The sequence below is a fragment of the Rhodococcus sp. T2V genome, assembly GCF_029269925.1.
GTDB lineage: Bacteria > Actinomycetota > Actinomycetes > Mycobacteriales > Mycobacteriaceae > Rhodococcus_F > Rhodococcus_F koreensis.
In genome coordinates this window covers 1-25,737 of the sequence record NZ_JARJBD010000118.1, presented here as the reverse complement: position 1 = coordinate 25,737, position 25,737 = coordinate 1, and the positions used below count along the sequence as shown (strand labels likewise).

Below are 25,737 nucleotides of genomic sequence, written 5' to 3'. Positions count from 1 at the left end.
CGGTTACGCCCCGAACCGCCGTCCCGGCCAGGTCGGCTTCACCCAGCACGCCTGAGTTCCCGCGCCCGAGGGATTTCGTCACGAACGGGGAGGGAGCCGGAGGATTCGCTGCTCCTGCCGAGCACGCCCGGCTCCCTCCCCACACCCTTTACCAATCCTGTCGGCCATAGGAGGCCTCATGGGACCGAACACCACCACCGCCCCGGACACCATCGGCGAGACCGCTGCGCCGGCCCGACGGTCGCGCGTATACCCCTGGATCGTCTTCGCCCTCACGTTCGGACTGCTGCTGTCGGACTACATGTCACGCCAGGTTCTCAGCGCCGTCTTCCCGCTCCTCAAAACCGAATGGGCGCTGACCGATTCACAGCTGGCGTCGCTCAGCAGCATCGTCGCTCTCATGGTCGGCCTGCTGACGCTCCCGCTGTCGCTGCTGGCCGACCGGTGGGGCCGGGTCAAGAGCCTGCTTCTCATGGCCGTCCTGTGGAGCGCCGCCACGCTGCTCTGTGCGCTCGCCACCAACTACGAGCAGATGCTCGGCGCCAGATTCCTCGTCGGTGTCGGCGAAGCCGCCTACGGCAGTGTCGGCATCGCGGTGGTGCTCAGCGTGTTCGCCCCGCGCGTGCACTCCGCGCTCAGCGGCGCCTTCATGGGCGGCGGATCGTTCGGTTCCGTGATCGGTGTCGCCCTCGGCGGCGTCATCGCCGTCAACCTCGGCTGGCGCTGGTCGTTCGCCGCGATGGCCGTCTTCGGCCTGATCCTCGTCGCCCTGTTCCGTGCTCTCGTATCCGAACGGAAACTGACGGACGCCGCCGTCCTCGACGACCCCGCCGACACACCCACCGGTTTCCGGGCACCGCTCTCGAGCCTCTTCTCCACACCCGCCGTCGTGCTGGCGTACATCGGTGGCGGTCTGCAGATGTTCACCGCGGGCGTCCTGCTGGCGTGGCTGCCGAGTTTCTTCAACCGGTCGTACGGCCTCGCCCCCGACAAGGCCGGCGCGATGGCGTCGATCTTCGTCCTCGCCGTCGGCAGCGGCATGGTGGTGTGCGGCATCATCACCGACCGTGTGAGCCGGAACGATCCCACCAAGAAATGGACCACGGCTGTCGTGTACGGCGTGCTCTCGCTCGTGTTCCTCGGAGCCGGTTTCCAGATGCCGTCCGGTTCCACCCAGCTGATCCTGATCGGTATCGGCGCCTTCTTCTCCGCCGGCTCGTCCGGCCCGATCGCCGCGATGGTCGCGAACCTCACCCACTCCTCGGTGCGTGCCTCGGCCTTCGGCACCCTCACACTCGCCAACAACCTTCTCGGACTGGCACTCGGCCCGTTCGTCGTCGGACTGCTCGCCGACCGCTTCGGCCTCGTCACCGCCCTGCAGATCGCGCCCCTGATCTACGTCGTCGCGATCGTCGCCCTGATTCTCGGCGAACGTGCCTACCCGGCCGGACGCCGCAAGCTCGCCGCCCTTACCGCCATCTCTTAGGAAACTGGAGCCGACCGTGACCACCTCCACCGAACCGACCGTGGTGATCGTGCCCGGACTGCGCGATCACGTCGCCGACCACTGGCAGACGTTGCTCGCCGAGCGACTCGACAACGTGCGGACGGTGCCGCCGCTCGAGCGGGACAAGCTCAGTCTCGCCGCGCGGATCGACGCCCTCGACACCGTTCTCACCGACATCGACGGCCCGGTGGTGCTCGTCGCGCACAGCGCGGGCGTGGCGATCACGGTGCACTGGGCCCAGGAGGCGTCCCGTCCCGTTCAGGGCGCCCTGCTGGCCACCCCACCGGACTTCGAGGAGCCGCTGCCCGCGGGCTACCCCGCGCGCGAGGACCTCGACGCCAACGGCTGGAATCCCGTTCCCCGGCGCCGGCTCCCGTTCCCCAGCATCGTGGCGGCGAGCACCGACGACCCGCTGGCCCGGTTCCGCCGGGTCGCCGGGATGGCCGAAGCGTGGGGCAGCAAGCTCGTCGACCTCGGCGCCGTCGGTCACCTCAACCCGGCCGCCGGCTACGGGTACTGGCCGTACGCCGAAGAGCTGCTCCGCGAGCTGATCAACTCGACCGCCGCCACCGCTGCGTCGTTCGCGTAGCGCGACGGCACCGTTCCCCCGACGAGAAAGTTCACCGTGCTCAACCTCTCCGTACTCCTCGAAGACTCGGCCCGCCGATTCCCCGACCGCGTCGCCCTGGTGCTCGATGACCAGCGGATGACCTACGCCGACCTCGACGCCCAGTCGAACCGGGTCGCGAACCTGCTGGTGTCGGCCGGCATCGAACCCGGCGACACGATCGCGCTGTCGTGCCCCAACATTCCGCAGTTCCCCGTCGTCTACTACGGCATCCTCAAGGCGGGTGCGGTGGTCGTGCCGCTCAACGTTCTGCTCAAGGATCGCGAGATCGCGTATCACCTCGACGATTCCGATGCCAAGGCCTACTTCTGCTTCGAGGGCACCCCCGAACTGCCGATGGGCGAGTACGGACTGTCCGGCTTCGCGCAGAGTCCCCGCTGCCGCGCCCTGTTCCGCATCACCACCGACCCGGCCGCGCCCGCCATGATCGACGGCGTCGGGACGCTCGCCGACGCCCTCGCGCGGCACGACAGCAACTTCGACGCCGTGGTCCGCGAACCCGGGGACACCGCCGTCATCCTGTACACGAGCGGCACCACCGGAAAACCCAAGGGCGCCGAACTCACCCACGCCAACATGGCGCTGAACGCGCTGACCGCCAACCGGCTGTTCGACAGCACACCCTCGACCCACGACCGGTATCTGGTGACGCTGCCGCTGTTCCACTCCTTCGGCCAGACCGTCACCCTCAACGCAGGCATCTCGGTGGGCGCGACCCTCGTGTTGCTGCCCCGCTTCGAGGCCCGGGCCGCACTCGACCTCATCGAGCGGGAGGACATCACCGTCTTCGCGGGTGTGCCCACCATGTACTGGGGTCTGCTCGGCGCCCTCGACGAACATCCCGTCGACATCGACCGCATCGCCCGGAACATGCGCCGTGCCATCTCCGGCGGCGCCGCGCTGCCCGTGGAGATCCTCACCCGGTTCGCCGACCGCTTCGGCGTGCAGATCCTCGAGGGCTACGGGCTGTCCGAGACGTCGCCGCTCGCGACGTTCAGCGATCCCGCTCTCGAACCCCGGCCCGGATCGATCGGCGTTCCCGTCTGGGGCATCCAGGCGCGTCTCGTCGACAAGGACTGGAACACCGTCACCGGGACCGATCAGATCGGCGAGATCGCGCTGCGCGGTCACAACATCATGAAGGGCTACTACAACCGCCCCGACGCCACCGCGGAAGTGCTGCGCGACGGCTGGTTCCGCACCGGCGACCTCGCGCGGGTCGACGAGGACGGCTTCTACTACATCGTCGACCGCGCCAAGGACCTCATCGTGCGCGGCGGTTTCAACGTCTATCCCCGCGAGATCGAGGACGTCCTCATCGGGCACGACGCCGTCTCCCTCGCCGCCGTCGTCGGTGTCCCCGACGACAGCCACGGCGAGGAGGTCAAGGCTTACGTCATCCTCGAACCGGGCGCACAGATCACCCCCGGCGAGCTGATCGCCTGGTCCAAGCAGCAGATGGCGAGCTACAAATACCCTCGCACCGTCGAATTCGTCGACTCCCTGCCGATGACCGCCACCGGCAAGATCCTCAAACGCGAACTCGGCAGGAGCCCCGCCGCATGACCACGACTGTTGCCCAGGCGACCCCCGACGAGCTGACCGCTCCGCTCGACCTCCTCCTCACCCGCGGAACCCGCGGCGTCGCCGCCCGGATGCTCCCCGACAGCTCCTGGAGCCGGTTCGGCATCAGCCTCGCCGGCAGGCCCCGCACGGTCGCCCTGCGCGGCGGGGCCCTCGTCCGTGAACTCGGTGCGATCGTCGCCGGCACCTCCGATCGGGCTCCCGCCAAGGCGGACAAGCGTTTCGGCGATGCCGCGTGGCAGCAGAATCCCGCCCTGCGGCGGGCCATGCAGGCGTATCTCGCCACCTCGCACACCGCCACTGCCCTGCTCGAGGACGCCGACCTGGACTGGCGCGATCACGAACGGATGCGGTTCGTCTTCGACAACCTGGTCGAAGGTCTGTCGCCGACCAACAATCCGTTCCTCAGCCCGCTCGGGTGGAAGGCGATGGTGGACACCGGCGGACTCAGTGCCGTACGCGGTGTCCGGGCCTTCCTCCGCGACATGCAGTCGAGTCCGCGGGTGCCTGCCATGGTCGAACCCGACGCGTTCGAGGTCGGGGAGCACGTGGCGGCGACGAAGGGTGCCGTGGTCTTCCAGACCCGCACCTTCGAGCTGATCCACTATGCGCCGCAGACGGAGACGGTCCACGCCACACCGCTGCTGATCGTCCCGCCCGTCATCAACAAGTACTACATCCTCGACATCGCACCGGGCCGCAGCCTGATCGAGCACCTCGTGCAGCAGGGACAGCAGGTCTTCGCGATCTCCTGGCGCAACCCCCACGCCCGGCACCGGGACTGGGGTGCCGACACGTACGGTGCCGCGATCCTGGAGGCTCTCGACGCGGTGCAGTGCATCGCCGGAACCACGAGCGCGCACGTCCTCGGCACCTGCTCGGGCGGCATTCTCGCCGCCATGGTCGCCGCACACCTCACCGAGATCGGCGAGGGCGACCGTATCGCCGGCCTCACCCTGGCCGTGACCGTTCTCGATCAGACCCGCGCCGGAACGGCGTCGGCCATGATGAGCGAGCGTGCCGCTGCCGCGGCGATCCGGGACTCGGCCGCCAAGGGATTCCTCGACGGTCGCACGCTCGCGGAGATGTTCGCATGGCTGCGTCCCACCGATCTGGTGTGGCGGTACTGGGTCAACAACTACGTGCAGGGCCGGTCTCCGGCCGCGTTCGACGTGCTGTTCTGGAACTCGGACACCACCCGCATGGCGGCGGCACTGCACCGCGACCTCGTGCTGCTCGGCCTGCGCAACGCGCTGACGATCCCCGGTGCCGCCACCATGCTCGGCACGCCCGTCGACCTCGGCACGGTGACCGCGGATTCGTACGTGGTCGGCGGGTCCGCCGACCACCTCTGCCCGTGGCAGTCGACCTACCGCAGCGCTCGCCTCCTCGGCAGCAAGGACGCCCGGTTCGTGCTGTCGTCGAACGGACACATCGCCTCACTCGTGAACCCGCCGGGCAATCCGCGGGCGTCCTACCGGTTCGGCGAACCCGTCTCCGAGACGCCGGACGCGTGGCTCGCCACCGCGGAGACTGCGACGGACTCGTGGTGGACCGATTACGCGCACTGGCTCGCCGAACGCAGCGGACCCGACGTCGACGCACCCCACAGCCTCGGTGCCCGCCAGTACCCGCCGCTGGCGCCCGCCCCCGGCACCTATGTGCACCACTCCTGACCCGCACGTCACCGACAGAGGAACACCATGACCCTGCATCTCACCCATCCCGCCGAACTCGTCGAGCTGGTCGGCCGGACCATCGGTACCACTGGCCCCTACAAGGTCCTGCAAGACCAGGTGAACCTGTTCGCGGAGGCGACCGGCGACTTCCAGTGGATTCACACCGACCCGGATCGCGCCGCCGACGGACCCTTCGGCGGCACTATCGCACACGGGTATCTGACGCTGTCGCTGGCGCCGAGCATCCTCGCGGAGGCACTCACCGTCGACGGCGTCGACGCCGCCCTCAACTACGGACTGAACAAGGTCCGGTTCCCGGCGCCGCTTCCGGTCGGATCCGTCCTGCGCGCCACCGTGGCTCTCACCGCAGCCGAACAGAAGCCCGCCGGCGTCGAAGCAGTGTTCCGGCTGACCTACGAGATCGACGGCGGAACCCGTCCGGTGTGCGTCGCCGACGTCGTGGTGCTCTACACGTGACGGTGACCGAACTGTTCGGCAGCCGCGACCGGTTCGAGGACAGGGTCGTTCCGGTATGCGGACTGCGGATCCGGGTGCGGATCCGCACCGGCACCGGGGTGCCCCTGGTGCTGTGCAACGGCATCGGGGCCGGCCTGGAAGTGCTCGAACCGCTGGTCGCCGCACTGAATCCGGCCGCGACGATCATCAGCTTCGACGTCCCGGGCACCGGAGGGTCACCTGCCTCCCCGGTTCCGTACGCAATCCCGGCCCTCGCCTGCGGTCTGAGCCGGTTGCTCGACGAGATCGGGGTCGGCACCGTCGACGTCCTCGGGTTGTCGTGGGGCGGAGCGCTGGCCCAGCAGTTCGCCCTGCAGCACCCGCGGCGGTGCCGTCGTCTCGTCCTCGTCGCCACCGGCACCGGAGCCCTCATGATTCCGGGTCATCCGCGCGTGCTCTCGAAGATGCTGACCCCGAGGCGGTTCACCGACCCCGCCTACGCGTCGGCCGTCGCCGGCGACCTGTACGGCGGCGCCGCCCGCCGTTCCGGCGGCGACCGTGACGTGGCGCGGATCTTCGGGAAGCAGCGGCAGACCGGCTCCCGGGTCGGCTATCTCCACCAACTCCTCGCGGGCGCCCTGTGGACGAGCCTTCCCGTCCTGCCACTGATCCGGCAGCCCACGCTCGTCGTGGCGGGCACCGACGACCCGATCATTCCCGTACTCAACGCGCGCATCATGAACGCACTGCTGCCACACGCGACGCTGCACATCCACGCCGGCGGGCACATCGACATCGTCACCGACGCATCCGGACTCGCACCGGTCGTCACCGGGTTCCTCGCACACCCGGAAAAGGGTGAATCCACGTAGGACGCCCCCTGCACGTGGGAGACTCGGGTCTGGGAATCACCGCTCGGCGCGACACCACAGTGGCCGGTCGGCTCAGGAGGTGCCCGTGTCCGAAGACCGAACCAACAGCTCGGGTACCGACCTCGAGGGGTCGCAGCGGCTGCTCGCCCTGCTGCTGGCGATGGCGATGTTCGTGCTCGTCGTCGACACCTCACTGATGAACGTGTCGATCTCAGCCGTGGTCCGCGACCTCGGCACGACCGTCAGCGGCGTCCAGGCGGCGATCGCACTCGAGGCATTGGTGTCGGCCGCGTTCATCCTGATCGGCGGCAAGGTCGGCGACCTGATCGGACGCAAACGGGCGTACGTGATCGGTCTGCTCGGGTATGCCGTGGGCGCATCCGCGATGGCGCTCGCGCAGAGCCTGACGGCGATCATCGTGTTCTGGGCGATCCTCGGCGGAATCGGTGCGTCACTGCTGTTGCCCGCCATGCAGTCCCTGATCCACGGCAACTTCGAAGGCGACGCGCAGAAGAAGGTCTACGCATTGGTCGGCGCGGCGGCGGCGATCGCCGCCGCCGTCGGACCGCTCCTCGGAGGTTTCATCACCACCTACCTGTCGTGGCGCGTCGCATTCGTGCTCGAGGTCGTCATCATCGCGATCGTGCTGTCCGGGATCCGACTCGTCCGCGACGTGCCCTACACCGGGCCCCGGGGAATCGACACGGTGGGTGCGGGCCTCTCCGTCCTCGGGATGGGCGGCATCGTGCTGGGAATCCTCGTGTGGCAGGAAGGCGGCGAAGCGGTGGCCGCCCTGCTGGTCGTGGGTGCGCTGGGGCTGGCCGGACTGGGGTACTGGCTCGTGCGGCGCAAGCGTCGTGGGGAACCGCCGCTGCTGGACCCCGATCTGTTCCGCTCCACAGTGTTCAGGCTGGGAATCTCGCAGCAGATGCTCCAGCAGATAGCGTTGGGCGGCACGATGATCGCCCTGCCGATCTACCTCCAGATGGTGCTCGAGTACAACGCCATGCAGGCGGGACTGTCGCTCGCCCCCCTCTCGCTCAGCATGTTCGGGGTGGCGCTGCTGGCGGGCAAGAAGGCGGGAGATCGCAGCCCCAGCACCATCATCCGCTGGGGATTCGTCCTCGTCACGATCGGCGTCGCAATCCTGATCCCGATCGTGCCGCGGGCCGAGTTCGGCTGGGCATTGCTGCTCCCGCTGGCGATCGCGGGCTCGGGGCTGGGTTTGCTGGTATCCCAACTCAACAACTACACGCTCGCCCCGATCTCGGAGGAGCACATCAGCGAGGCCGCGGGCGCGAACTCCGCAGCGGGATCGTTCGGGCTGTCGTTCGGACTGGCGTTCGCCGGCGCCATCATGCTGGCGACACTGTCCATCACGTTCACCGCCATGGCACAATCGAGCACCGTCCTCCCGCCGGCCGATCAGCAGCACGTGGCGCAGGTACTCGAGGACGACGCCGAGGTCATGAGCAACACCCAACTCGAACAACTCCTCGTCGGTCAGCCACCCGAGATACGAGACGAGGTGGTCCGAATCAACACCGACGCACGGCCACTCGCCCTGCAGGTGGCGCTGCTCGTACCCCTCCTCGCCGGTCTCGCCGGACTGCTCAACTCGTTCCGCATGAGACGAGCACAGGACCTCGCGCCGCCGCAACCGTGACGACGGATCAGCCGTCCGCCCCCATCTCGGCGAGCACGGTGCGCAATCGCTCGTTGTCCGCCGGGGTCCAGCCGTCCGGCGCCAGGATCGCGCTCCACGCATCCGCGATGTCGACGACGTAGGTATGCCCGTGCCCGTCGGGGACGCCCGTCGACACCGCCATGTCCGCCGCAACTTGGAGGAACGTCACAAACGGGAACCATTGCGTGCTGTCCAGGACGTCGTACCCGCGCTCCTCCTTCAGCCAGTCGGGCTCCCTCACCAGCAGTTCCGGCGACCACCAGACGATCGGGTCGGACGCGTGCTGCAGGTACACCATCCGTGGCTTCCCCCACGGGGTGTCGGGGCGGGGCAGATCCTCCGGCGCCCGCGCACCGAAGCGCACGGTCTCGCCCTGCTCGTAGATCGGAAGCCATTCGGGTGAGCCGGGATCCCGGTTGGTCGTCACGTCGGTCCAGATCTCGTTCGCGTTCGGCGGTCCGGTAAACAGAACCCCGTCGGAACGCGCCTCGACGTCGTCGACGCTGCCGAACGCGCTCTCGCCGCCGAAGGAGCCCAGGCTCTCCCCCATCACGACGAGTTTCGGACGGGTCTCCGGTGGCAACTGCTTCCACTTGTCGTACACCGCGTCGAATTGCGCCTCGCCCGCCTGGCGGGCCCGCTCCTTGTCCACGAGGAACGACAGCCAGCTGGGGAGATACGAGTACTGCAACCCGACGATCGCGGTGTCGCCGTTGTACATGTACTCGACCGAGGAGGCGAGGCTCTCGTTGATCCATCCGGTGCCGGTGGTGGTCGCCACGCCGATCACCGCGCGATCGAACCCGCCGGCCCGTTCGAGTTCGTCCGCTGCCAGTTGGGCACTCTCCCGGATCGAATCGCCACCGCTGGCGAGCCCGGCGTAGGTCCGGATCGGCTCCAGTGCGGGCCGTCCGCCGTTGAAGGCGGACAGTTCCTCGACGGTCGGGCCACGCGAGATGAACGACCGGCCCTGCCTTCCCAGCGAATCCCACGTGACCAGCGATTCCGGTCCGCCCGAACGCAGCGGCGTCGTGGGCGGTTCGTCACCGGCCTTGGTCTCCTGGTTGACGGCGGCGAACGAATTGTTCAGCCCGGTCATGATCACGCGCACCGCCACCCCGTTGAGGAGTGCGAACAGCAGAGCCACCGTGAGTACGCCGATCACCGTCGCCGAGATCCGCCGCGGCACCACCCGGCTGATCTCGCGTTCGACCGACCGCACCGCCCGCAACAGCAGCCGGGAGATCGCAACCAACAGGACGAAGATCAGCACCGCCACGATCACCGTCACGACGTAGCCCGTCCACGGGAACGACGCGGCGCTCATCAGCGCCCGGAGCTCATCCTGCCAATTGGCGAACCACACCAGCATCGCCGCGGTGCCGACGACCCCGATCACCAACGCCCCCCGCCGAACCCAGGTCTTCACAGGCTCCGACGGCTCCCGCCGCACGAGATGACGAACCAGCACGGAACCCACAAATCCGAGGGCGTAGCCGACGGCCGCCGAGACGCCGGTGACCAATCCCTGGAAGAACGGGCCCCGCGGCAGCAGCGTCGGTGTCAACGACAGCCACACGAACAGGACGGCGACGACCAAGCCCCCGAACGCATATCGGTGCGGCAGCCAGCGGCGGTGACGCTCGGGCGGTGGTGACGATCCGAGTTCGTCGGTCATCTCATCCTCTCCGTGACGGGGCGGACGCGACGATCCCTCGTGCCGCGTTGGAACAACGCCCTAGACGCTCTCCTCGTAGCCCGGATGCCACGTCGCCACGGCCCAGATCACGAACACGTCGAGCAGAATGATGACGATCGACCACAACGGGTAGTGGGGCAGCCACAGGAAATTCGCGAGTATCGACAGCGCGCAGATCACCATTGCGCCGACACGGGCCCACGTCGCACCGGTGAACAGCATGACGCCGACGAGCGCGACGATCACGCCGAGCACGAGGTGGATCCACCCCCACGCCGTCGTGTCGAACTGGTAGACGTATTCCGGCCCGGCCACGACCAGGTCGTCCTTCATCAGCGCCGAGATACCCGAGAGCACGTGCAGTATTCCGATAGTGAGCAAAACTATCGCTGCCACCATGGACGTGGCGGCGGCGACCCCCTGCTTGGCCAACGATTGATCGGACATGACGATCCCCTTCCCCGGATACGTGGTGGGATGCAGACATTGTCTGCCGCCGCGTCGCGCAACGTCAACATACGCCCGGTACCGGAATCTCGCTGACAGCAGCAATCCGACGGGGGATACTCGTTATACCAGTTCATTTCGTACGTTGACGAAAGAGGAACGGTCATGTCCGAGGAATCACTGGTCAAACAAGGTGTGGCAAAGGGAACCTCGATGGGCGGGGCGGTTCTCCTCGTCACCGTCGGCGCGCTCGAATTCCTCCAAGGTATCTCCGCAATCGCCAAGGACGACGTCATCGTCGTCGGCGTCGAGTACACCTACAAATTCGACGTCACCGCGTGGGGATGGTTCCATCTCGTCTTCGGCGTGATCATCGCTGCGGTCGGCATCGCGTTGTTCACCGGAGCGACCTGGGCCCGCGTCGGCGCCATGGTGCTCTGCGCCGTCTCGATCTTCGTCAACTTCCTGTGGCTGCCGTACTACCCCCTGTGGGCGATCACGATCATCGCGCTGAATGCGGTTGTGATCTGGGCGGTTGCCACCTGGAACCCAGACGAGGCCTGACCGACCATGAACGAGGCCTCGAGCGCGGACGCACTCGGCAAGGACGAACGCGCCGAACTACTCCGGTTGCGCGACGAAGTCACCACACTGCGAGCCCAGGCGGCGGGTGAAGCTGCCGGTGTTCCCGCCGAACCGGTTTCCCGCCCACCCCACAACGGGCTGCGCTGGACCGCGGTGACGATCCTGCTGATCCTGGTCGCCGTCCTCGCGGTCGCGTCGGTGACCGCACGCTTCACCCGCAGCCAGATCCTCGACACCGACCGCTACGTGAGCACGGTCGCGCCGCTGGGCTCGAATCCCGCACTGCAGGCGGATGTCACCAATCAGATCACCGACGAGATTTTCGCGCGAGTCGACGTCGAGGGTCTTACCACTCAGGCCCTGACCGCACTGACCGACGTGGCGAATCTCTCCGCGAACGCGCCGCGTCTCGATCAGGCAGTGGTCGGCCTCGCACCGGTGATCACCAGCCAGGCAAAGAACTTCGTCCACGACACGGTCAGCTCGCTCGTGCGATCCCAGCAGTTCGAGGACCTGTGGATCCAGGCGAACCGGGCCGCGCACAACGCACTCGTGGCAGTGATGACGGGAAACTACGGCCTCAGCTCGGTGGAAGTCGACCAGAGTGGCACCGTCAGCATCTCCCTCGGCACGGTCATCGACCGCGTGAAGTCGGAACTCGCCGGCCGCGGCTTCGCGTTCGCCGACAAGATCCCGTCGGTGGACAAGCAATTCGTGCTCTTCCAATCTCCAGAACTCGTGAAGGCGCAGCGCGCCGTCAACGCACTCGACAAGGCGTCGGCGATCCTCCCGTGGCTGGGCATCGCCTGCGCCGCCGCCGCGGTGGCCGTCGCACCCACCGGCCGGAGGCTCCGCGCCCTCGCGCTGGTGGGACTCGCGATCGCACTCGGAATGCTCGCTCTCGCAATCGGGATTCTCATCGGACGGGCCATCTATCTCGACAGCGTCCCACCCGACATCCTGTCGCCCGATGCGGCGACGGCCGTCATCGACACGGTCCTCATCCCGCTGCGGACGAGCCTGCGCGCGGTGGCGGTACTGGGCCTGGTGATCGCACTCGGCGCCTACCTCATCGGTGGCTCGTCCTCGGCGACCGCCGTGCGTCGCGGCTACGGGCAGGCACTCGACTTCGTTCGGCGGTCCGGCAGCGGCCGGCCACCGAACGAGGTGGAGCGGTGGGCCTACCAGCTCCGCATTCCGTTGCGCTGCGCGGTGATCGGTATCGCCGCGGTACTGCTGATGTTCTGGCGCTACCCCACCGGACTGGTCGTGCTGTGGATCGTCATCATCGGCCTGCTGGCGCTCGTGGCGATCGAGTTGCTCATCCGTCCGGCCCGCACAGCCGCCGCGGCGACGGACGCTATGCCAGCGTCTTCGCCTTGATCGACTGGAACTCGGCCTCGGTGATCGCCCCGGAGTCGAGGAGCGCCTTGGCATCCGAGATCTGCTGAGCCGGAGACTGCCCGGCGACGTCCCGAATGTAGGTGTCCTGCGCCTGCTTCACTTCCTGGGCGGCCGCCATCGACCGCTTCGCCATGCCGTCGCTGTTGACGATCAGGTAGATCAGCGCCGACAGGAACGGAACGAAGAACAGGAAGAAGATCCAGATCGCTTTCACCCAACCCGAAGTGTCGCGGTCCCGGAACAGATCGGTGATGATCGAGAACAACACCGTCAGGTACGCCACGAAGGCGAAACAGACGAAGATGAACCAGAAAAACTCCCAGAAGCCTTCCATTTTCGGTGCTCCGTCCACTCGGTGTTGCGGTCAGGAGGCCAGAATTCTGGCCTTCTCCGTGTTGAACTCTTCCTCGGTGAGAACCCCCTGATCGCGAAGTTCACCGAGTTGTTTCAGGGCGGCGATACGATCCGTGCCGCCCGCCTGCGGCGCGGGCTGCGCCGGCGGCGGGGGCGGGGGCGGGGGCGGGGGCGCCTGCTGTTGCGGGGCAGGTTGATTCGCCGCCCACCGCTGCCCTTGCCTTCGCGAAACCCGGTTGGAGACGGCGGTCGCGGTGCCCGCCACGACGGCGGTCCGGGCGATCCCGCGCAGAAGTCCTGGCATGATGTGCTCCTCAGCTCTGGATTCGACAGCCTGTCAGCTGGAGGCGTCGAGCGCGTCGAGCGCCGCCAGAATGCCCTGGACGGGAATGCGTCCGGACGCCACGAGCTGGGCCCCTTCGCGCCGCAGGGCCGAGGCGAACGGTGCCGCCCAACAATTCTCGTAGACGAGAATCGCCCCGGAACACCCGGGCTCGAGCACGGCCGCGGCCTCCTCGAGGTCGGTGCGGTCGATCAGGCCCGACGCCGCTTCGGCGAAGAGCGTCACGTCCACGCCGCCCTCGAAACCGAGATCCTCGATCGCGATTCCGGACAGCGCACCGTCCGCATCTTTACGGACGAAGATCAGGTCGAGTACGCGGATGATGTTCCGATCGACGAGATCGATCAGGAGTGGGAGTGCCGAACCGTCGGGTTTCCGGTCTGCGGGGAACTCCACGACGAGATAGTCGATGGGCCCGAGCACGTCGAGATCGTTGTCGTTCACCGCAGGACCTCTCTTCTGAAGACAGCAGCGGTTGCCACACAGGCGCTCGCTCAGTATCCACGAGCGAGCGCTGCCCCGCTAGAGCACAAAGTCATCCGACCGATTCCGCCGTCTCCCGAGCCGCGAGATCGCGTCGGGCCGCCTTCTCGACGAGAAGGGGAATGAAGTCACGAACCCTGCTCTCCGCCAGTCGCTTGTGAACAGTGCGCACGATGTGCTCGACGTCGCCCGACGACACCGACGGGTATCGAGTGATCAGGCGCTCGATGACCTTTTCGACTTGAAGCAGTTCGTCGTCCCCGGTCATCGATCAATCGTCATCCCGGCGGGCGGCTACCGTCAAGACACGAAATGAACTCTCGAACAACACGGTTCGGTTCCGCCTTCACGTAGTGCGGGATCCTGGAATGAATCCAGTATCCGACTCCGTCCGGAAATATCGTTTCACGACTGCGGCGGGGGTGTAACGGCGGACAATGGGGGTACCGGGCCGCCGGCTCGCGGTAGAGAACTCGCGGTAGAGAAAGGGACTGTCATGTCCGAGACATCATCGGTCAAACAGGGCGTCGCGGCAGGCACCTCGATCGGGGCAGCCATCATCCTCGTCACGGTCGGCATCATCCAGTTCTTCCAAGGGGTCGCCGCGGTCGCCGAGAACGAAGTCTTCGTCGTCGGTATCGAATACGTCTACAAGCTGGACCTGACGACGTGGGGCTGGATCCACATCGTGCTGGGCATCGTGGTGCTGGGGGTCGGCCTCGCGCTGTTCACCGGAGCGGGCTGGGCGCGGGTGTCGGCGATCGTGGTCGCGGCCGTGTCGATTCTCGCCAACTTCCTGTGGCTGCCGTACTACCCGTGGTGGTCGCTGCTCATCATCGCACTCGACGTCGTCGTCATCTGGGCCGTGTCGACCTGGAAGCCGGATCAGGTCTGACACCCGGCAGAGCGGGAGAGACCGTGGGAAAGAAGAGCAAGCGCAGGGCCGGGGACGAACTGTCCCCGCCCGACGCCGCCGAGCCGGCCGCACCGATGAAGAACAAGGAGTACCGGCGACTCCTGAAACCCCTCCATGCCGAACTCGTCGCGCTGCAGGAGTGGGTGAAGTCATCCGGCGCGAAGGTGTGCGTCGTCTTCGAGGGCCGTGACACCGCGGGCAAGGGCGGCGTCATCAAGGCGATCACCGAACGAGTGAGCCCGCGGGTGTTCCGGGTGGTCGCGCTGCCGGCCCCCACCGAGCGCGAGAAGTCGCAGATGTATGTGCAGCGGTACCTGCCGCACCTGCCCGCCGGCGGAGAGGTCGTCATCTTCGACCGCAGTTGGTACAACCGCGCGGGGGTCGAACGGGTGCTCGGCTTCTGCACCGAGGAAGAAGCGGAGCACTTCCTCCAACTGATCCCGACGGTCGAACGCTCGATCGTCGACTCGGGAGTCATCCTGCTCAAGTACTGGCTGGAAGTGAGCGAGGACCAGCAGACGATGCGCCTGCAGAGCCGGATGGACGACCCCCGGAAGTACTGGAAGCTGTCGGAGCTCGACCTGAAGTCGTACAGCCGCTGGTACGACTACTCCCGCGCGCGGGACGAGATGTTCCACTTCACCGACACCGGCTGGGCACCCTGGTACGTCGCGAACAACGACGACAAGAAACGCGGACGGCTCAACGTCATCAGCCACATGCTGAGCCAGGTCCCGTACGAGCCGCTGGACCGCCCCGACCTCACCCTGCCGAAGCGGCAGAAAGCGGAGGGCTATCAGGAACCGGGGCAACCTCTGCACTGGATTCCCACTCCTTTCTGAGAGTCCGAGACACGCGAAGGACGAGTGGTCATGGTCACCAGAGAACCCGCCCCGGCGCACACACCTACCACCGCAGAGCCGCGGACGGCCTGGCACGCCCAGGACGCCGCCGCTGTCGTGTCCGCACTCGCCACCGACCGGCAGTCGGGTCTGCTCGACGGCGAGGCCGACGAACGGCGCCGCCGGTACGGCCCCAACTCGATCGCGGCCGAGCCTGCGCCGTCGGCATGGTCGATCGCGCTGCTGCAGCTGAAGGATCCGATGAACCTGATGCTCGTCGCGGTGGCGATCGTCAGCGTGGTCATCGGCGAGGTCCCGACCGCGATCATCGTCGCGGCGCTCGTCGTGCTCAACGTCGTGCTGGGCACGCGGCAGGAACTGAAGGCGCGCGCCAGCGTGGACGCGCTGGCGCGGATGCAGACGCCGCAGGCACGCGTGATTCGCGGTGGCACGCTGGTCCAGCTCGACGCGACCGACCTCGTGCCCGGGGACGTCGTCGCACTCGAGGCGGGCGACATCGTTCCCGCCGACGGCCGTTTGCTCACGTCGGCCACTCTCGAAACCCAGGAGGCGGCGCTTACAGGGGAGAGCGCGCCCATAGCGAAGGATCCGCAGACTCTCGCCGGCGCCGACGTCTCCCTCGGCGACCGCAGCGACATGGTGTTCCAGAACACCTCCGTCACCCGCGGCACCGCCACCATGGTCGTCACGGAGACGGGCATGCACACGGAGATGGGCCGGATCGCGTCGATGCTCTCGGCGGTCGCGCCGAGCAAGTCTCCACTGCAGCGTGAACTGGACTCGCTCACCAAGGTGCTCGGCATCATCGCATGGACGGCGGTTGCGATCATCGTGATCATCGGGGTGCTGCGCGGGGACAGCGTCACGACGCTCCTGCTGCTGGGCATCTCGATGGGCGTCTCCGCCATCCCGACCGGCCTGCCGACGTTCGTCCAGGCGATGCTGGCGTTCGGTGCACGCCAGCTCGCCGACGCCAAGGCCGTCGTGAAGAACCTCACCGACGTCGAGACGCTCGGCGCCACGAGCGCGATCAACTCCGACAAGACCGGCACGCTGACGATGAACCAGATGACTGTCCGGTCGCTGTACTTCCACTGCCGCTGGTACACGGTGGACGGCGAGGGCTACAGCAAGTCGGGGAAGATCACGCAGGTTGCGGGAGAATCGGTTCCGGACTTCACCATGCTCGCGTACGGTCTGTGCCTCGACAGCGACGCCACCGTCTCCGACAGCGGGGAGGTCGTCGGCGATCCGACGGAGGCCGCACTGGTGGTCCTCGCGGCGAAGATCGGCGTCGACGCGCCGCTCACCCGGCGAACATATCCGCGCGTCGCCGAGGTGCCGTTCGACTCCGCCTACAAATTCATGGCGACCTTCCATCACCTGCAGATCGACGGCAACACCCGGTTCGTCGAGCTCGTCAAGGGCGGGCCCGACGTGGTCTTGGCGCGGTGTACGACCGCGTACCGGCCCGGCCGCCAGGCGGTGCCCGTCGACGAAGTCCGGGACGAACTGACGGCAGCGAACCAAACCCTGTCCGAGAAGGGACTTCGCGTGCTGGCGTTCGCGGTTCGCCGACTCGACGGGCAGGAGGATGCCGCGACCGCCGACCCGATGCCGTTCGTCGAGGACCTCACATTCGTCGGCATGGTCGGCATCATCGACCCCCTGCGGCCGGAAGCGATCGACGCCGTGCGCACGGCCCACGAGGCCGGCATCGACGTCCGCATGATCACCGGCGACCACGCCGTCACCGCATCCGCGATCGGCGCCGAACTCGGGCTCGGACCGGGGGCGATCGGTGGAACCGAACTCGCAGCCATGAGCGACGACGAACTCGCGGCGGCGCTGCCGAACCTGCACGTGTTCGGACGCGTCACCCCCCAGGACAAGCTGCGCCTGGCCGACCTCATGCAGAAGGGCGGCGCGATCGTCGCGATGACCGGCGACGCCGTCAACGACGCCGCCGCGCTGAAGAAGGCCGACATCGGCGTGGCGATGGGATCGGGCAGCGAAGTCACGAAACAGGCGGGCAAGATGGTGCTCACCGACGACAACTTCGGAACCCTGATCACGGCAATCCAGCTGGGCCGCAGCATTTACGACAAGATCGTGTCGTACATCCGGTACCAGATGTCGAAGCTGTTCTCGCTGGTGCTGCTGTTCCTCGTGGCGAGCATCTTCGACATCAACGACGGGGTCGCGCTCACCCCGCTCATGGTGCTGTTCCAGCACTTCTTCATCACGCTGTTCCCCGTCGCCGTCATCATGCTCGACCCGGCGCCGCCGAACCTGATGAGCCAGCCACCCCGCGACCCCGGGATGCCGATCGCCAATCGGAAGGCATTCGTGCAATGGTTCGCCTACGGTGTCCTGCAGTTCGCCGTCACCCTCGCTGCCATGCTCCTCGCCCCCGGTGACATGAGCACGACCGAGGCGAACGTCCCGATGACCACGGCGTTCGTGGTGTTGTCGATCGGATCGATCCTCGCCGGACTCGTCATGCGCCGAGATCCGGAATCCGGCCTCACCGCACCCATCCTCGGCGCACTGAAGATCCTGTCGATCCCGCTCGTCGTCACCGTGTGCGCGGTGGAACTCGGGTTCCTCCAGGACCTTCTCATGACGACCTCGCTGACGGGCGGCCAGTGGCTCGCCTGCCTCGGCTGGTCGCTGATCATTCCGGTGGTCGTGGAGGCGGAGAAGGCTCTCCGCCGCCGGCGGCACGCGCGGCCGATCGCACCGATCTCCGCCGCGGCCGCGGTCGATCCGCGACGCGCGCGCTGAGACCGGCATCATGTCCTGGACAGGAAGTCTCGCGCAGTTGCCCGGGATCGCGACGGCACGGGTGTACCGCCGCGAGTGGCTGCGGCCCGACATCACCGCCGGGCTCGTCCTCACCGCGCTCCTCATCCCCGCCGGGATGGGTTACGCGGAGGCCGCCGGGTTGCCCGCCTACGCCGGGCTGTACGCCACGATCGTCCCTCTCCTCGCGTACGCGGTGGTGGGTCCGTCGAAAATCCTTGTTCTCGGACCGGATTCGTCGCTCGCACCGCTCATCGCCGCGGCGGTCCTGCCCCTCGCCGTCACCAACGATCCGGAGAGCGCCCTGGCCCTCGCAGGCATCCTGGGCGTCCTCATGGGCCTCATCCTCCTGGTCGGCGGGTTCCTGCATCTCGGCTTCGTGACCGAACTGCTGTCGAAGCCCATCCGGCTCGGGTACCTGAATGCGATCGCGTTGATCGTCGTCGTCGGCCAGTTACCCAAACTGCTCGGGTTCGACGTCGACGCGTCCGGACTCATCGGGGAGATCGGCGGGATCGGAAAGGCGGTGTTCGGGGGCGACATCGACCCCGTCGCCGCCGCGGTGGGGCTCGGCTCCCTCGCCGTCATCGTGGCGTTCCGCATCTGGATTCCCCGCATCCCGGGCGTTCTGGTGGCGGTGGTCGGGGCGATGATCCTGTCGGCCGCGCTCGGGCTGACCGACGACATCGGGATGGTCGGCGCCCTCCCCGCGGGCCTGCCGCTGCCGTCGTTCGGCGGCGTCGACTGGGGCGACGTGGGACAACTCGTCGGACCGGCCGCCGGAATCGCCCTGATCGCGTTCGCCGACACGGGCGTGCTCTCGCGCACGTTCGCCGCCCGGCGCGGGGAAGATGTGAACGGCAGCACCGAGATGAAGGCGGTCGGCGTCGCCAACATCGCGGGCGGGTTGTTCGGCGGCTTCCCGATCTCGGCCAGCGGGTCCCGCACGCCGGTGGCCGAACAGAGTGGCGCCCGCACGCAATTGGCGTGTGTCGTCGGCGCCGTCGCGGTGCTGGTCTTCGTCCTCGTCGCCCCCGGTGTCACCGCCTACCTCCCCGACGCGACACTGGGCGCCGTGGTGATCGTCGCGGCCACGGCGCTGGTGGACGTGGACGGCATGGTCCGCATGTGGCAGATGAGCAACGTGGAGTTCGGGCTCGCCGTCGCCGCGTTCCTCGGGGTCGCCCTGGTGGGTGTGCTGCAGGGCATCCTCGTCGCGATCGGGCTGTCGTTCGTCGCCGTGGTCGCGCAGGCCTGGCAGCCGTACCGCACCGAACTCGTCCGGACGGCGGACCGGCCGGGCTTCCACGACGTCGAACGCCACCCCGGCGGGGACCGCATCCCCGGACTGGTGCTGGTGCGCTTCGACGCCCCCCTGTTCTTCGCGAACGGTGAGATCTTCGACGAGTACGTGCGTTCGGTGGTGGCGGAGGCGCCGACCCCGGTCGAGTGGGTCGTGATCGCCGCCGAGCCGATCACCGGACTCGACACCACCGCCGTCGACGAACTCGTCGACCTCGACACCTACCTCGAAGGCAAGGGAATCCGGCTGGCGTTCGCGGAGATGAAGGGCCCGATCAAGGATCGGCTCATCCGGTTCGGGGTGGGCGACAGGTTCGACGCGACGCACTTCTACCCGACCATCGACTCCGCGGTGGAGGCATTCCGCGACCGGGCCGACAGCGCCGGGGATCCGGCCGAAGACTGACTCGCTCAGACGGCCTGGCCTCGAAACGTTCTGCGATACGCCGACGGCGGAACCCCCAGCACCGCACCCATGTGCTGCCGCAAGGAGGTTCCGGTTCCGAACCCGACCTCACGGGCGATGACGTCGACGGACAGGTCGGTGGTCTCGAGGAGCTGGCGCGCACGGTCGACCCGTCGAGTGGTCAGCCAGCGGTTCGGGGTGGTCCCGACCTCCTCTCCGAAGCGCCGGGTGAACGTGCGGACGCTCATGTTCGCGTGCGCCGCCAACCGGTTCAGCGCCAGCGGTTCGCCGAGGCGATGCAGCGCCCACTCGCGGGTCGCCGCGGTCGACTCCGACGTGCTTTCCGGGATCGGCCGCTCGATGTACTGGGCCTGCCCGCCGTCGCGCCACGGTGGGACGACGCATCGGCGCGCCACCCGGTTGGCGACGTCCGACCCGTGGTCGCGGCGCACGATGTGCAGGCAGAGGTCCAGTCCGGCGGCGACGCCCGCCGAGGTGAGGATGTGGCCCTCGTCGACGAACAGCACGTCGGGGTCGACCCGGACCTGCGGATACGTGCGCTGGAAGTGCTCGGTGTTGCGCCAGTGGGTGGTGGCGCGCAGGCCGTCGAGCAGTCCCGCCGCGGCGAGGATGTACGAACCGGTGCAGATCGAGACGTACCGCGTTCCGGGCCGGACGAACGCGAGGGCCCGCTCGAGGTCGGCGGGCAGACGGCCTTCGTCGTACGCCGGGCCGAGTTCGTAGGACGCGGGGATCACGACCGTGTCGGCCTCGGCCAGCAACTCCGGGCCGTGGTCGACGGACACGGAGAAGTCGGCGTCCGAGCGGACCGGCCGTCCGTCGGCCGTGCACGTCTGCACGTCGTACAGCAGATTCCCGTCGGTGTCGTGCGCCCGTCCGAAGACCCGCGACGGGATGCCGAGTTCGAACGGGATCACACCGTTCAGGGCGAGCACGACCACACGATGACGCACAATCATGGCCAGATTCTTTCACATGTTGTCATTCCGGCAACTGTTCCGGTGCGGCGCCGTCCCGCAGACTTACCGTCGTGACGTCCGACATCGCGCCCCCGGCACCTCCTGCCCAGACGGCCCCGCCGCGCCTGCACTACGCCTGGCTGGTCGCGGCCGTCGCGTTCCTCGCCCTCGTGGGGGCCGCCAGCTTCCGGGCGGCGCCCTCGATCCTGATCGACCCCCTGCACGAGGACTTCGGCTGGTCGCGGGCGAGCATCTCGTCCGCCGTGTCGATCAACCTGGTGCTCTACGGGCTGACGTCGCCGTTCGCGGCGGCGCTCATGGAACGCTTCGGCATGCGCCGGGTGGTCACCGCCGCGCTGGTCCTGGTGTCCGCCGGCAGCGGACTGACCGTCTTCATGACCGCCACCTGGCAACTCGTACTGCTGTGGGGTGTGCTCGTCGGTCTCGGTACCGGATCGATGGCGCTCGCCTTCGTCGCCACCGTCGTCGACCGCTGGTTCGTCGCCCGCCGCGGCCTCGTCACCGGCATCCTCACCGCGGGCAGCGCCGCCGGACAGCTGGTGTTCCTGCCGATCCTCGCGATGGTCGCCGAGCACTACAACTGGCAGACCGTGGCGCTGACGGTGTCGTTCGCCGCCCTCGCCGTCGTGCCGCTGGTGCTCGTGTTCCTGCGCAACCGGCCGTCGGACGTCGGGACGGTCCCGTACGGCGCCGCGCCCGGCTACGTCGCGGAACCAGCCGCCCCGACCGGTCGCGGCGGCGCCGCGGGCCGGGCCGTGACGGTGCTGCTGTCGGCGGCGCGGACCCGGGTGTTCTGGCTGCTGGCCGGCACGTTCGCGATCTGCGGGGCGAGCACCAACGGACTCGTCGGCACTCACTTCGTCCCGGCCGCGCACGACCACGGCATGCCGGTGACGGCGGCGGCGACCCTGCTTGCGGTGATCGGGATCTTCGACGTGATCGGCACCATCGCGTCGGGCTGGTTCACCGACCGGTTCGATTCACGCAAGCTCCTCGGCATCTACTACGTGCTGCGCGGGATCTCGCTGATGCTGCTGCCGATCCTGTTCGCGAACACCGTGCACCCGCCGATGATCGCGTTCGTCATCTTCTACGGCCTCGACTGGGTGGCGACCGTGCCCCCGACCGTCGCGCTGTGCCGCAAACACTTCGGCGGCGACGCCCCCATCGTATTCGGCTGGGTGCTGGCGTCCCACCAGATCGGCGCCGGCCTCGTGGCGTTCCTCGCCGGACTGGTGCGCGACCAGTTCGGCGGCTACGACGCCGCGTTCTACGTCGCGGGCGGGTTGTGCGCGATCGCGGCCGTGATGTCTCTGGCCATCGGCACGAAACGCCGCACGGTGGCGTCCGGGATCGGCTGACCTGCGCCGAAACCACTCCCCCGAACGCCCGCGGTTCCTAAGATCGGTACATGGCAGCTCAGCGCGCGTCGGACGAAGTCATTGACCGCTCCAAGATCGAGAATCGGGCTCCGTCGGTAGCCGCACTGTTCGTGGATCGGGTGGCCCACTCGCCCGGTCGCGAAGCGTTCCGATACGTCGACCCGGACGACCCGACGATGTGGGCCAGCGTCACCTGGTCCGAGGCGGGCGACCGGGTGCGCAACCTCGCGGCCGGCCTCATCGTTCTCGGCGTGCAGGCCGAGCAACGGGTGGCGCTGGCGTCCGCCACCCGCTACGAATGGGTGCTCGCCGACCTCGCCGTGATGTGCGCCGGCGCGGCCACCACCACCGTGTATCCCACCAGCACGGCCTCCGACGTCGCCTACATCGTCGCGAACTCCGGCAGCCGCGTCGTCTTCGCCGAGGACGAGGCGCAACTCGCGAAGCTGCGCGAGAACCGCGGCGAACTCGGCGACGTCGAGAAGGTCGTCCTCATCGACGGCAGCGCCGGCGACGACGACTGGGTCATCACGTTCGACCAACTGCACGACCTCGGCGAGGAACTGCTGGCCGAGACACCCGATGCCGTGCACGACCGGATCGAGGCCATCGCCCCCGACGACCTCGCCACCCTGATCTACACGTCCGGCACCACCGGCAGGCCGAAGGGTGTACGACTGTCGCACTCGGCGTGGACGTACGAGGCCGCCGCGATCGACGCCACCGGCATCCTCGACGCCGACGACCTGCAATACCTCTGGCTCCCGCTGTCCCACGTGTTCGGGAAGGTCCTGCTCACGCTGCCGCTGCAGATCGGTTTCGCGACGGCGGTCGACGGTCGCGTCGACAAGATCGTCGAGAACCTCGCGGTGGTCCAGCCGACGTTCATGGGCGCCGCCCCCCGCATCTTCGAGAAGGCGTACGCGCGGATCGTCTCCACCGTCCGCGACGAGGGCGGGCCGAAGGAGAAGATCTTCGACTGGGCCATCGGCGTCGGGCTGCGCGTGTCGAAGGCCAAGCAGGCCGGCAAGGGTCCGTCGCTGCTCGACTCGGTGCAGCACGCCGTCGCGGATCGGCTGGTGTACAGCACGATTCGCGAACGCTTCGGTGGCCGCCTCAAGTTCTTCATCTCCGGGTCCGCGGCACTCAATCGTGATGTCGCGCAATGGTTCGACGCCGTCGGCATCGTCGTCCTCGAAGGGTACGGACTGTCCGAGACCAGTGCCGCCTCGTTCGTCAACCGCCCGTCGGCGTACCAGTTCGGCACCGTCGGCTGGCCCATCCCGGGCACCGAGACCCGGATCGCCGACGACGGCGAAATCCTCATCAAGGGTCCGGGCGTCATGAGCGGCTACCACGAGAACCCCGAAGCCACAGCCGAAGCGCTCACCGACGAGGGCTGGTTCCACACCGGCGACATCGGCGAACTCGACGACAAGGGCTACCTGCGGATCACCGACCGCAAGAAGGACATGTTCAAGACGTCCAACGGCAAATACGTCGCACCGTCCGCGCTGGCGGCCACGTTCAAGGGCATCTGCCCCTACGTCGGTGAACTCATCGTCGACGGCGAAGGGAAGTCGTACTGCGTCGCCCTGATCTCCCTCGACGCCGAATCGATCGAAGAATGGGCGAAGAACAACAACCTGGGCGGCAAATCTCTCGCCGAGATCGCCAACGCCCAGGAGACCCGCAACCTGATCGGCGGCTACGTCGAGGAACTCAACGCCGGACTGAACCGGTGGGAACAGATCAAGAAGTTCCGCATCCTCGAACGGGAACTCACCGTCGAGAACGGCGAGATCACCCCGAGCATGAAACTCAAGCGCAAGGTCGTGATGACCAACTTCTCCGGCGAACTGGAAAATCTCTACACCTGAGTTGACCCTCACGCGACGTAAGGCTGCACGGTAGAGGACGTGAGCGAGAAACACACGGTCGGCGTGGTCGCCAGACTGGTCGGAGTGAGTGTGCGCACCCTGCACCACTACGACGAGATCGGCCTGGTGACCCCGTCCGACCGCACCCCCGGTGGGTACCGCAGCTATTCGGACGCCGACGTGGAACGTCTGCACCGCGTACTGACGTACCGCGAACTGGGATTCCCCCTCGAGGAGATCGCAGCCCTCCTCGACGACCCGGACGTCGATGCCCTCGCGCATCTACGGCGACAGCACGCGTTGCTGAGCGAACGGATCGATCGCTTACACGGGATGGCTGCAGCCGTGGAGAAGATGATGGAGGCGAAAAGCATGGGCATTCAACTCACCCCCGAAGAGCAGAACGACATCTTCGGCGACAACTGGCCGGGCGAGGAGTACGCGGCCGAGGCCGAGGAGCGGTGGGGCGACACCGACGCGTGGAAGCAGTCCCAGCAGCGCACCGCGAAGATGAGCAAGGACGACTGGAAACGCATCAAGGCCGAGGGCGACGCGTTCGAAGACGCACTCGCACAGGCGATGACCGACGGGGTCGAACCCGGATCCGATCGGGCCAACGCACTCGCCGAGCAGCACCGCGCCGGCATCGAGCGGTTCTACGACTGCGATCACGCGATGCAGGTGAACCTTGCCGAGATGTACCTCGCCGACGACCGCTTCCGCAGGCACTACGACGACGTCGCCCCGGGCCTGGCGCAGTACGTGCGGGACGTCATCGTCGCGAATGCGGAAAAGCAGTAGCACTATCCTGAAATGCATGTCCGATCCACAGCGTCCCAGCCCCAGTCAGTACGTCGGGTATCTGTTCGGTCGGACGCTGCCGGATTCGATGCAGGACTGGGTCCGCAACGACCTCGTCGGGCCGGGCGCGTCGGTGCGGTACGTGCTCCGATTCATGCTTCCCGTCGCGGCGGTGCTGGCGTTGTTCCTCCTCATCCCTGGTCCGATCTGGATTCCGCTGGCGATGATGGCCCTGCTGCTGCTCCCGCTGCTCTACTTTGCGGTCGCGCTGATGAACATCTACCGTCGCCACCGTCTGCTCAGCCACGGCCTCGATCCGGACCTCGTCGGCGAGAAAGCGCAGCGTCGCGCCGACCGCACACGCGAGGACTACGAACGCCGCCACGGCCGCACCGAGGACCGGTAGCAGCAGCGTGACGCATCACACCCTCTCGTCGAGAGTGATGCAGCGCACGTGAACGATCGATAAGTAATGCGTTAAAGTGGCGGCGTCCGAGTGGGTACTCCCACGAACCGCGTACCCCACAGGGTGCAGCGCTGGTTCCGACAGCCTCGACGGGAAGAGCAGTCATAGATGACAGTCACAGATTCGGCGGTCACGCCCGATATTCACACGACGGCGGGAAAGCTCGCCGACCTGCGTAATCGTCAGG

At 67.6% G+C, this 25,737-nt stretch carries 24 protein-coding genes; 17 read left to right on the top strand and 7 right to left on the bottom strand.

Annotation, left to right across the window (positions count from 1 at the left end; genetic code table 11):
* Nucleotides 1–178: 178 nt before the first annotated feature.
* From P3H15_RS47340 to P3H15_RS47310, 7 genes are all read left to right on the top strand, one after another.
* On the top strand, nucleotides 179–1,486 hold the full coding sequence (locus tag P3H15_RS47340; RefSeq protein ID WP_276143665.1) for an MFS transporter: 1,308 nt from the start codon (nucleotides 179–181) through the stop codon (nucleotides 1,484–1,486).
* Between the two features lie 16 nt (nucleotides 1,487–1,502).
* A complete protein-coding gene (locus P3H15_RS47335) occupies nucleotides 1,503–2,096 on the top strand; it encodes an alpha/beta hydrolase (protein ID WP_276143664.1) in 594 nt (197 codons plus the stop codon).
* Nucleotides 2,097–2,132: 36 nt separating this feature from the next.
* Nucleotides 2,133–3,701 (top strand): long-chain fatty acid--CoA ligase, encoded by a 1,569-nt coding sequence (locus P3H15_RS47330; protein ID WP_276143663.1) that lies wholly within the window; start codon nucleotides 2,133–2,135, stop codon nucleotides 3,699–3,701.
* A complete protein-coding gene (locus P3H15_RS47325; protein ID WP_276143662.1) occupies nucleotides 3,698–5,395 on the top strand; it encodes an alpha/beta hydrolase in 1,698 nt (565 codons plus the stop codon). The genes P3H15_RS47330 and P3H15_RS47325 overlap by 4 nt, the downstream gene beginning before the upstream one ends.
* 27 nt (nucleotides 5,396–5,422) lie before the next feature.
* The gene (locus P3H15_RS47320; protein WP_276143661.1) at nucleotides 5,423–5,875 is read left to right on the top strand and encodes a MaoC family dehydratase; all 453 of its coding nucleotides are present in this window, start codon (nucleotides 5,423–5,425) and stop codon (nucleotides 5,873–5,875) included.
* The gene (phaZ, locus tag P3H15_RS47315; RefSeq protein ID WP_276143660.1) at nucleotides 5,872–6,726 is read left to right on the top strand and encodes a poly(3-hydroxyalkanoate) depolymerase; all 855 of its coding nucleotides are present in this window, start codon (nucleotides 5,872–5,874) and stop codon (nucleotides 6,724–6,726) included. Before P3H15_RS47320 ends, phaZ begins: the two co-directional genes overlap by 4 nt.
* 85 nt (nucleotides 6,727–6,811) lie before the next feature.
* Nucleotides 6,812–8,392 (top strand): MFS transporter, encoded by a 1,581-nt coding sequence (locus P3H15_RS47310; RefSeq protein WP_276143659.1) that lies wholly within the window; start codon nucleotides 6,812–6,814, stop codon nucleotides 8,390–8,392.
* A gap of 7 nt (nucleotides 8,393–8,399) precedes the next feature.
* Here P3H15_RS47310 and P3H15_RS47305 read toward each other — a convergent pair whose 3' ends face one another.
* Both P3H15_RS47305 and P3H15_RS47300 read right to left on the bottom strand, forming a co-directional pair.
* The gene (locus P3H15_RS47305; protein WP_276143658.1) at nucleotides 8,400–10,091 is read right to left on the bottom strand and encodes an alpha/beta-hydrolase family protein; all 1,692 of its coding nucleotides are present in this window, start codon (nucleotides 10,089–10,091) and stop codon (nucleotides 8,400–8,402) included.
* Nucleotides 10,092–10,151: 60 nt separating this feature from the next.
* On the bottom strand, nucleotides 10,152–10,559 hold the full coding sequence (locus P3H15_RS47300) for a hypothetical protein (protein ID WP_276143657.1): 408 nt from the start codon (nucleotides 10,557–10,559) through the stop codon (nucleotides 10,152–10,154).
* Nucleotides 10,560–10,724: 165 nt separating this feature from the next.
* Here P3H15_RS47300 and P3H15_RS47295 point away from each other — a divergent pair, with 165 nt between their 5' ends.
* Together P3H15_RS47295 and P3H15_RS47290 are read left to right on the top strand one after the other, a co-directional pair.
* On the top strand, nucleotides 10,725–11,123 hold the full coding sequence (locus P3H15_RS47295) for a hypothetical protein (protein ID WP_276143656.1): 399 nt from the start codon (nucleotides 10,725–10,727) through the stop codon (nucleotides 11,121–11,123).
* Between the two features lie 6 nt (nucleotides 11,124–11,129).
* Entirely contained in the window at nucleotides 11,130–12,527 is a 1,398-nt protein-coding gene (locus P3H15_RS47290) for a hypothetical protein (RefSeq protein ID WP_276143655.1), read from the top strand.
* On the opposite strand, the gene P3H15_RS47285 is transcribed toward P3H15_RS47290, so the two are convergent.
* From P3H15_RS47285 to P3H15_RS47270, 4 genes are all read right to left on the bottom strand, one after another.
* On the bottom strand, nucleotides 12,505–12,882 hold the full coding sequence (locus tag P3H15_RS47285; RefSeq protein WP_276143653.1) for an SHOCT domain-containing protein: 378 nt from the start codon (nucleotides 12,880–12,882) through the stop codon (nucleotides 12,505–12,507). The two genes, P3H15_RS47290 and P3H15_RS47285, sit on opposite strands and share 23 nt — an antisense overlap.
* A 30-nt stretch (nucleotides 12,883–12,912) precedes the next feature.
* Nucleotides 12,913–13,206: an SHOCT domain-containing protein gene (locus tag P3H15_RS47280; RefSeq protein ID WP_276143652.1), complete on the bottom strand. Its 294-nt coding sequence runs from the start codon at nucleotides 13,204–13,206 to the stop codon at nucleotides 12,913–12,915.
* 33 nt (nucleotides 13,207–13,239) lie between these two features.
* Entirely contained in the window at nucleotides 13,240–13,689 is a 450-nt protein-coding gene (locus tag P3H15_RS47275; protein WP_276143651.1) for a DUF6325 family protein, read from the bottom strand.
* Between the two features lie 91 nt (nucleotides 13,690–13,780).
* Complete coding sequence (locus P3H15_RS47270; RefSeq protein ID WP_276143650.1) at nucleotides 13,781–13,996, bottom strand: three-helix bundle dimerization domain-containing protein; 216 nt, start codon at nucleotides 13,994–13,996, stop codon at nucleotides 13,781–13,783.
* 228 nt (nucleotides 13,997–14,224) lie between these two features.
* Between P3H15_RS47270 and P3H15_RS47265 the strand changes: the two genes are divergently transcribed.
* The 4 genes from P3H15_RS47265 to P3H15_RS47250 are packed head-to-tail and all read left to right on the top strand — an operon-like array spanning nucleotide 14,225 to nucleotide 20,020.
* Nucleotides 14,225–14,623, top strand: a complete 399-nt coding sequence (locus P3H15_RS47265) for a hypothetical protein (protein WP_276143649.1) — start codon at nucleotides 14,225–14,227, stop codon at nucleotides 14,621–14,623.
* A gap of 23 nt (nucleotides 14,624–14,646) precedes the next feature.
* Entirely contained in the window at nucleotides 14,647–15,486 is an 840-nt protein-coding gene (ppk2, locus tag P3H15_RS47260; protein ID WP_276143648.1) for a polyphosphate kinase 2, read from the top strand.
* A gap of 30 nt (nucleotides 15,487–15,516) precedes the next feature.
* Nucleotides 15,517–18,294 carry a cation-transporting P-type ATPase gene (locus tag P3H15_RS47255; RefSeq protein WP_276143647.1) on the top strand — a complete coding sequence of 926 codons (2,778 nt, stop codon included), beginning with the start codon at nucleotides 15,517–15,519 and terminating at the stop codon, nucleotides 18,292–18,294.
* A gap of 10 nt (nucleotides 18,295–18,304) precedes the next feature.
* Entirely contained in the window at nucleotides 18,305–20,020 is a 1,716-nt protein-coding gene (locus P3H15_RS47250; protein ID WP_276143646.1) for a SulP family inorganic anion transporter, read from the top strand.
* Nucleotides 20,021–20,025: 5 nt separating this feature from the next.
* Here the strand turns inward: P3H15_RS47250 and P3H15_RS47245 are convergent, their stop codons facing one another.
* On the bottom strand, nucleotides 20,026–21,000 hold the full coding sequence (locus P3H15_RS47245) for a GlxA family transcriptional regulator (RefSeq protein WP_276143645.1): 975 nt from the start codon (nucleotides 20,998–21,000) through the stop codon (nucleotides 20,026–20,028).
* A gap of 71 nt (nucleotides 21,001–21,071) precedes the next feature.
* Between P3H15_RS47245 and P3H15_RS47240 the strand changes: the two genes are divergently transcribed.
* The 4 genes from P3H15_RS47240 to P3H15_RS47225 are packed head-to-tail and all read left to right on the top strand — an operon-like array spanning nucleotide 21,072 to nucleotide 25,490.
* A complete protein-coding gene (locus P3H15_RS47240; protein WP_276143644.1) occupies nucleotides 21,072–22,382 on the top strand; it encodes an MFS transporter in 1,311 nt (436 codons plus the stop codon).
* A 50-nt stretch (nucleotides 22,383–22,432) separates the two neighbouring features.
* Complete coding sequence (locus P3H15_RS47235; RefSeq protein ID WP_276143643.1) at nucleotides 22,433–24,283, top strand: long-chain fatty acid--CoA ligase; 1,851 nt, start codon at nucleotides 22,433–22,435, stop codon at nucleotides 24,281–24,283.
* 39 nt (nucleotides 24,284–24,322) lie between these two features.
* A complete protein-coding gene (locus P3H15_RS47230; RefSeq protein ID WP_276143642.1) occupies nucleotides 24,323–25,084 on the top strand; it encodes a MerR family transcriptional regulator in 762 nt (253 codons plus the stop codon).
* A gap of 16 nt (nucleotides 25,085–25,100) precedes the next feature.
* Nucleotides 25,101–25,490 (top strand): DUF5313 family protein, encoded by a 390-nt coding sequence (locus P3H15_RS47225; RefSeq protein WP_192581843.1) that lies wholly within the window; start codon nucleotides 25,101–25,103, stop codon nucleotides 25,488–25,490.
* The last annotated feature ends 247 nt before the right edge of the window (nucleotides 25,491–25,737 follow it).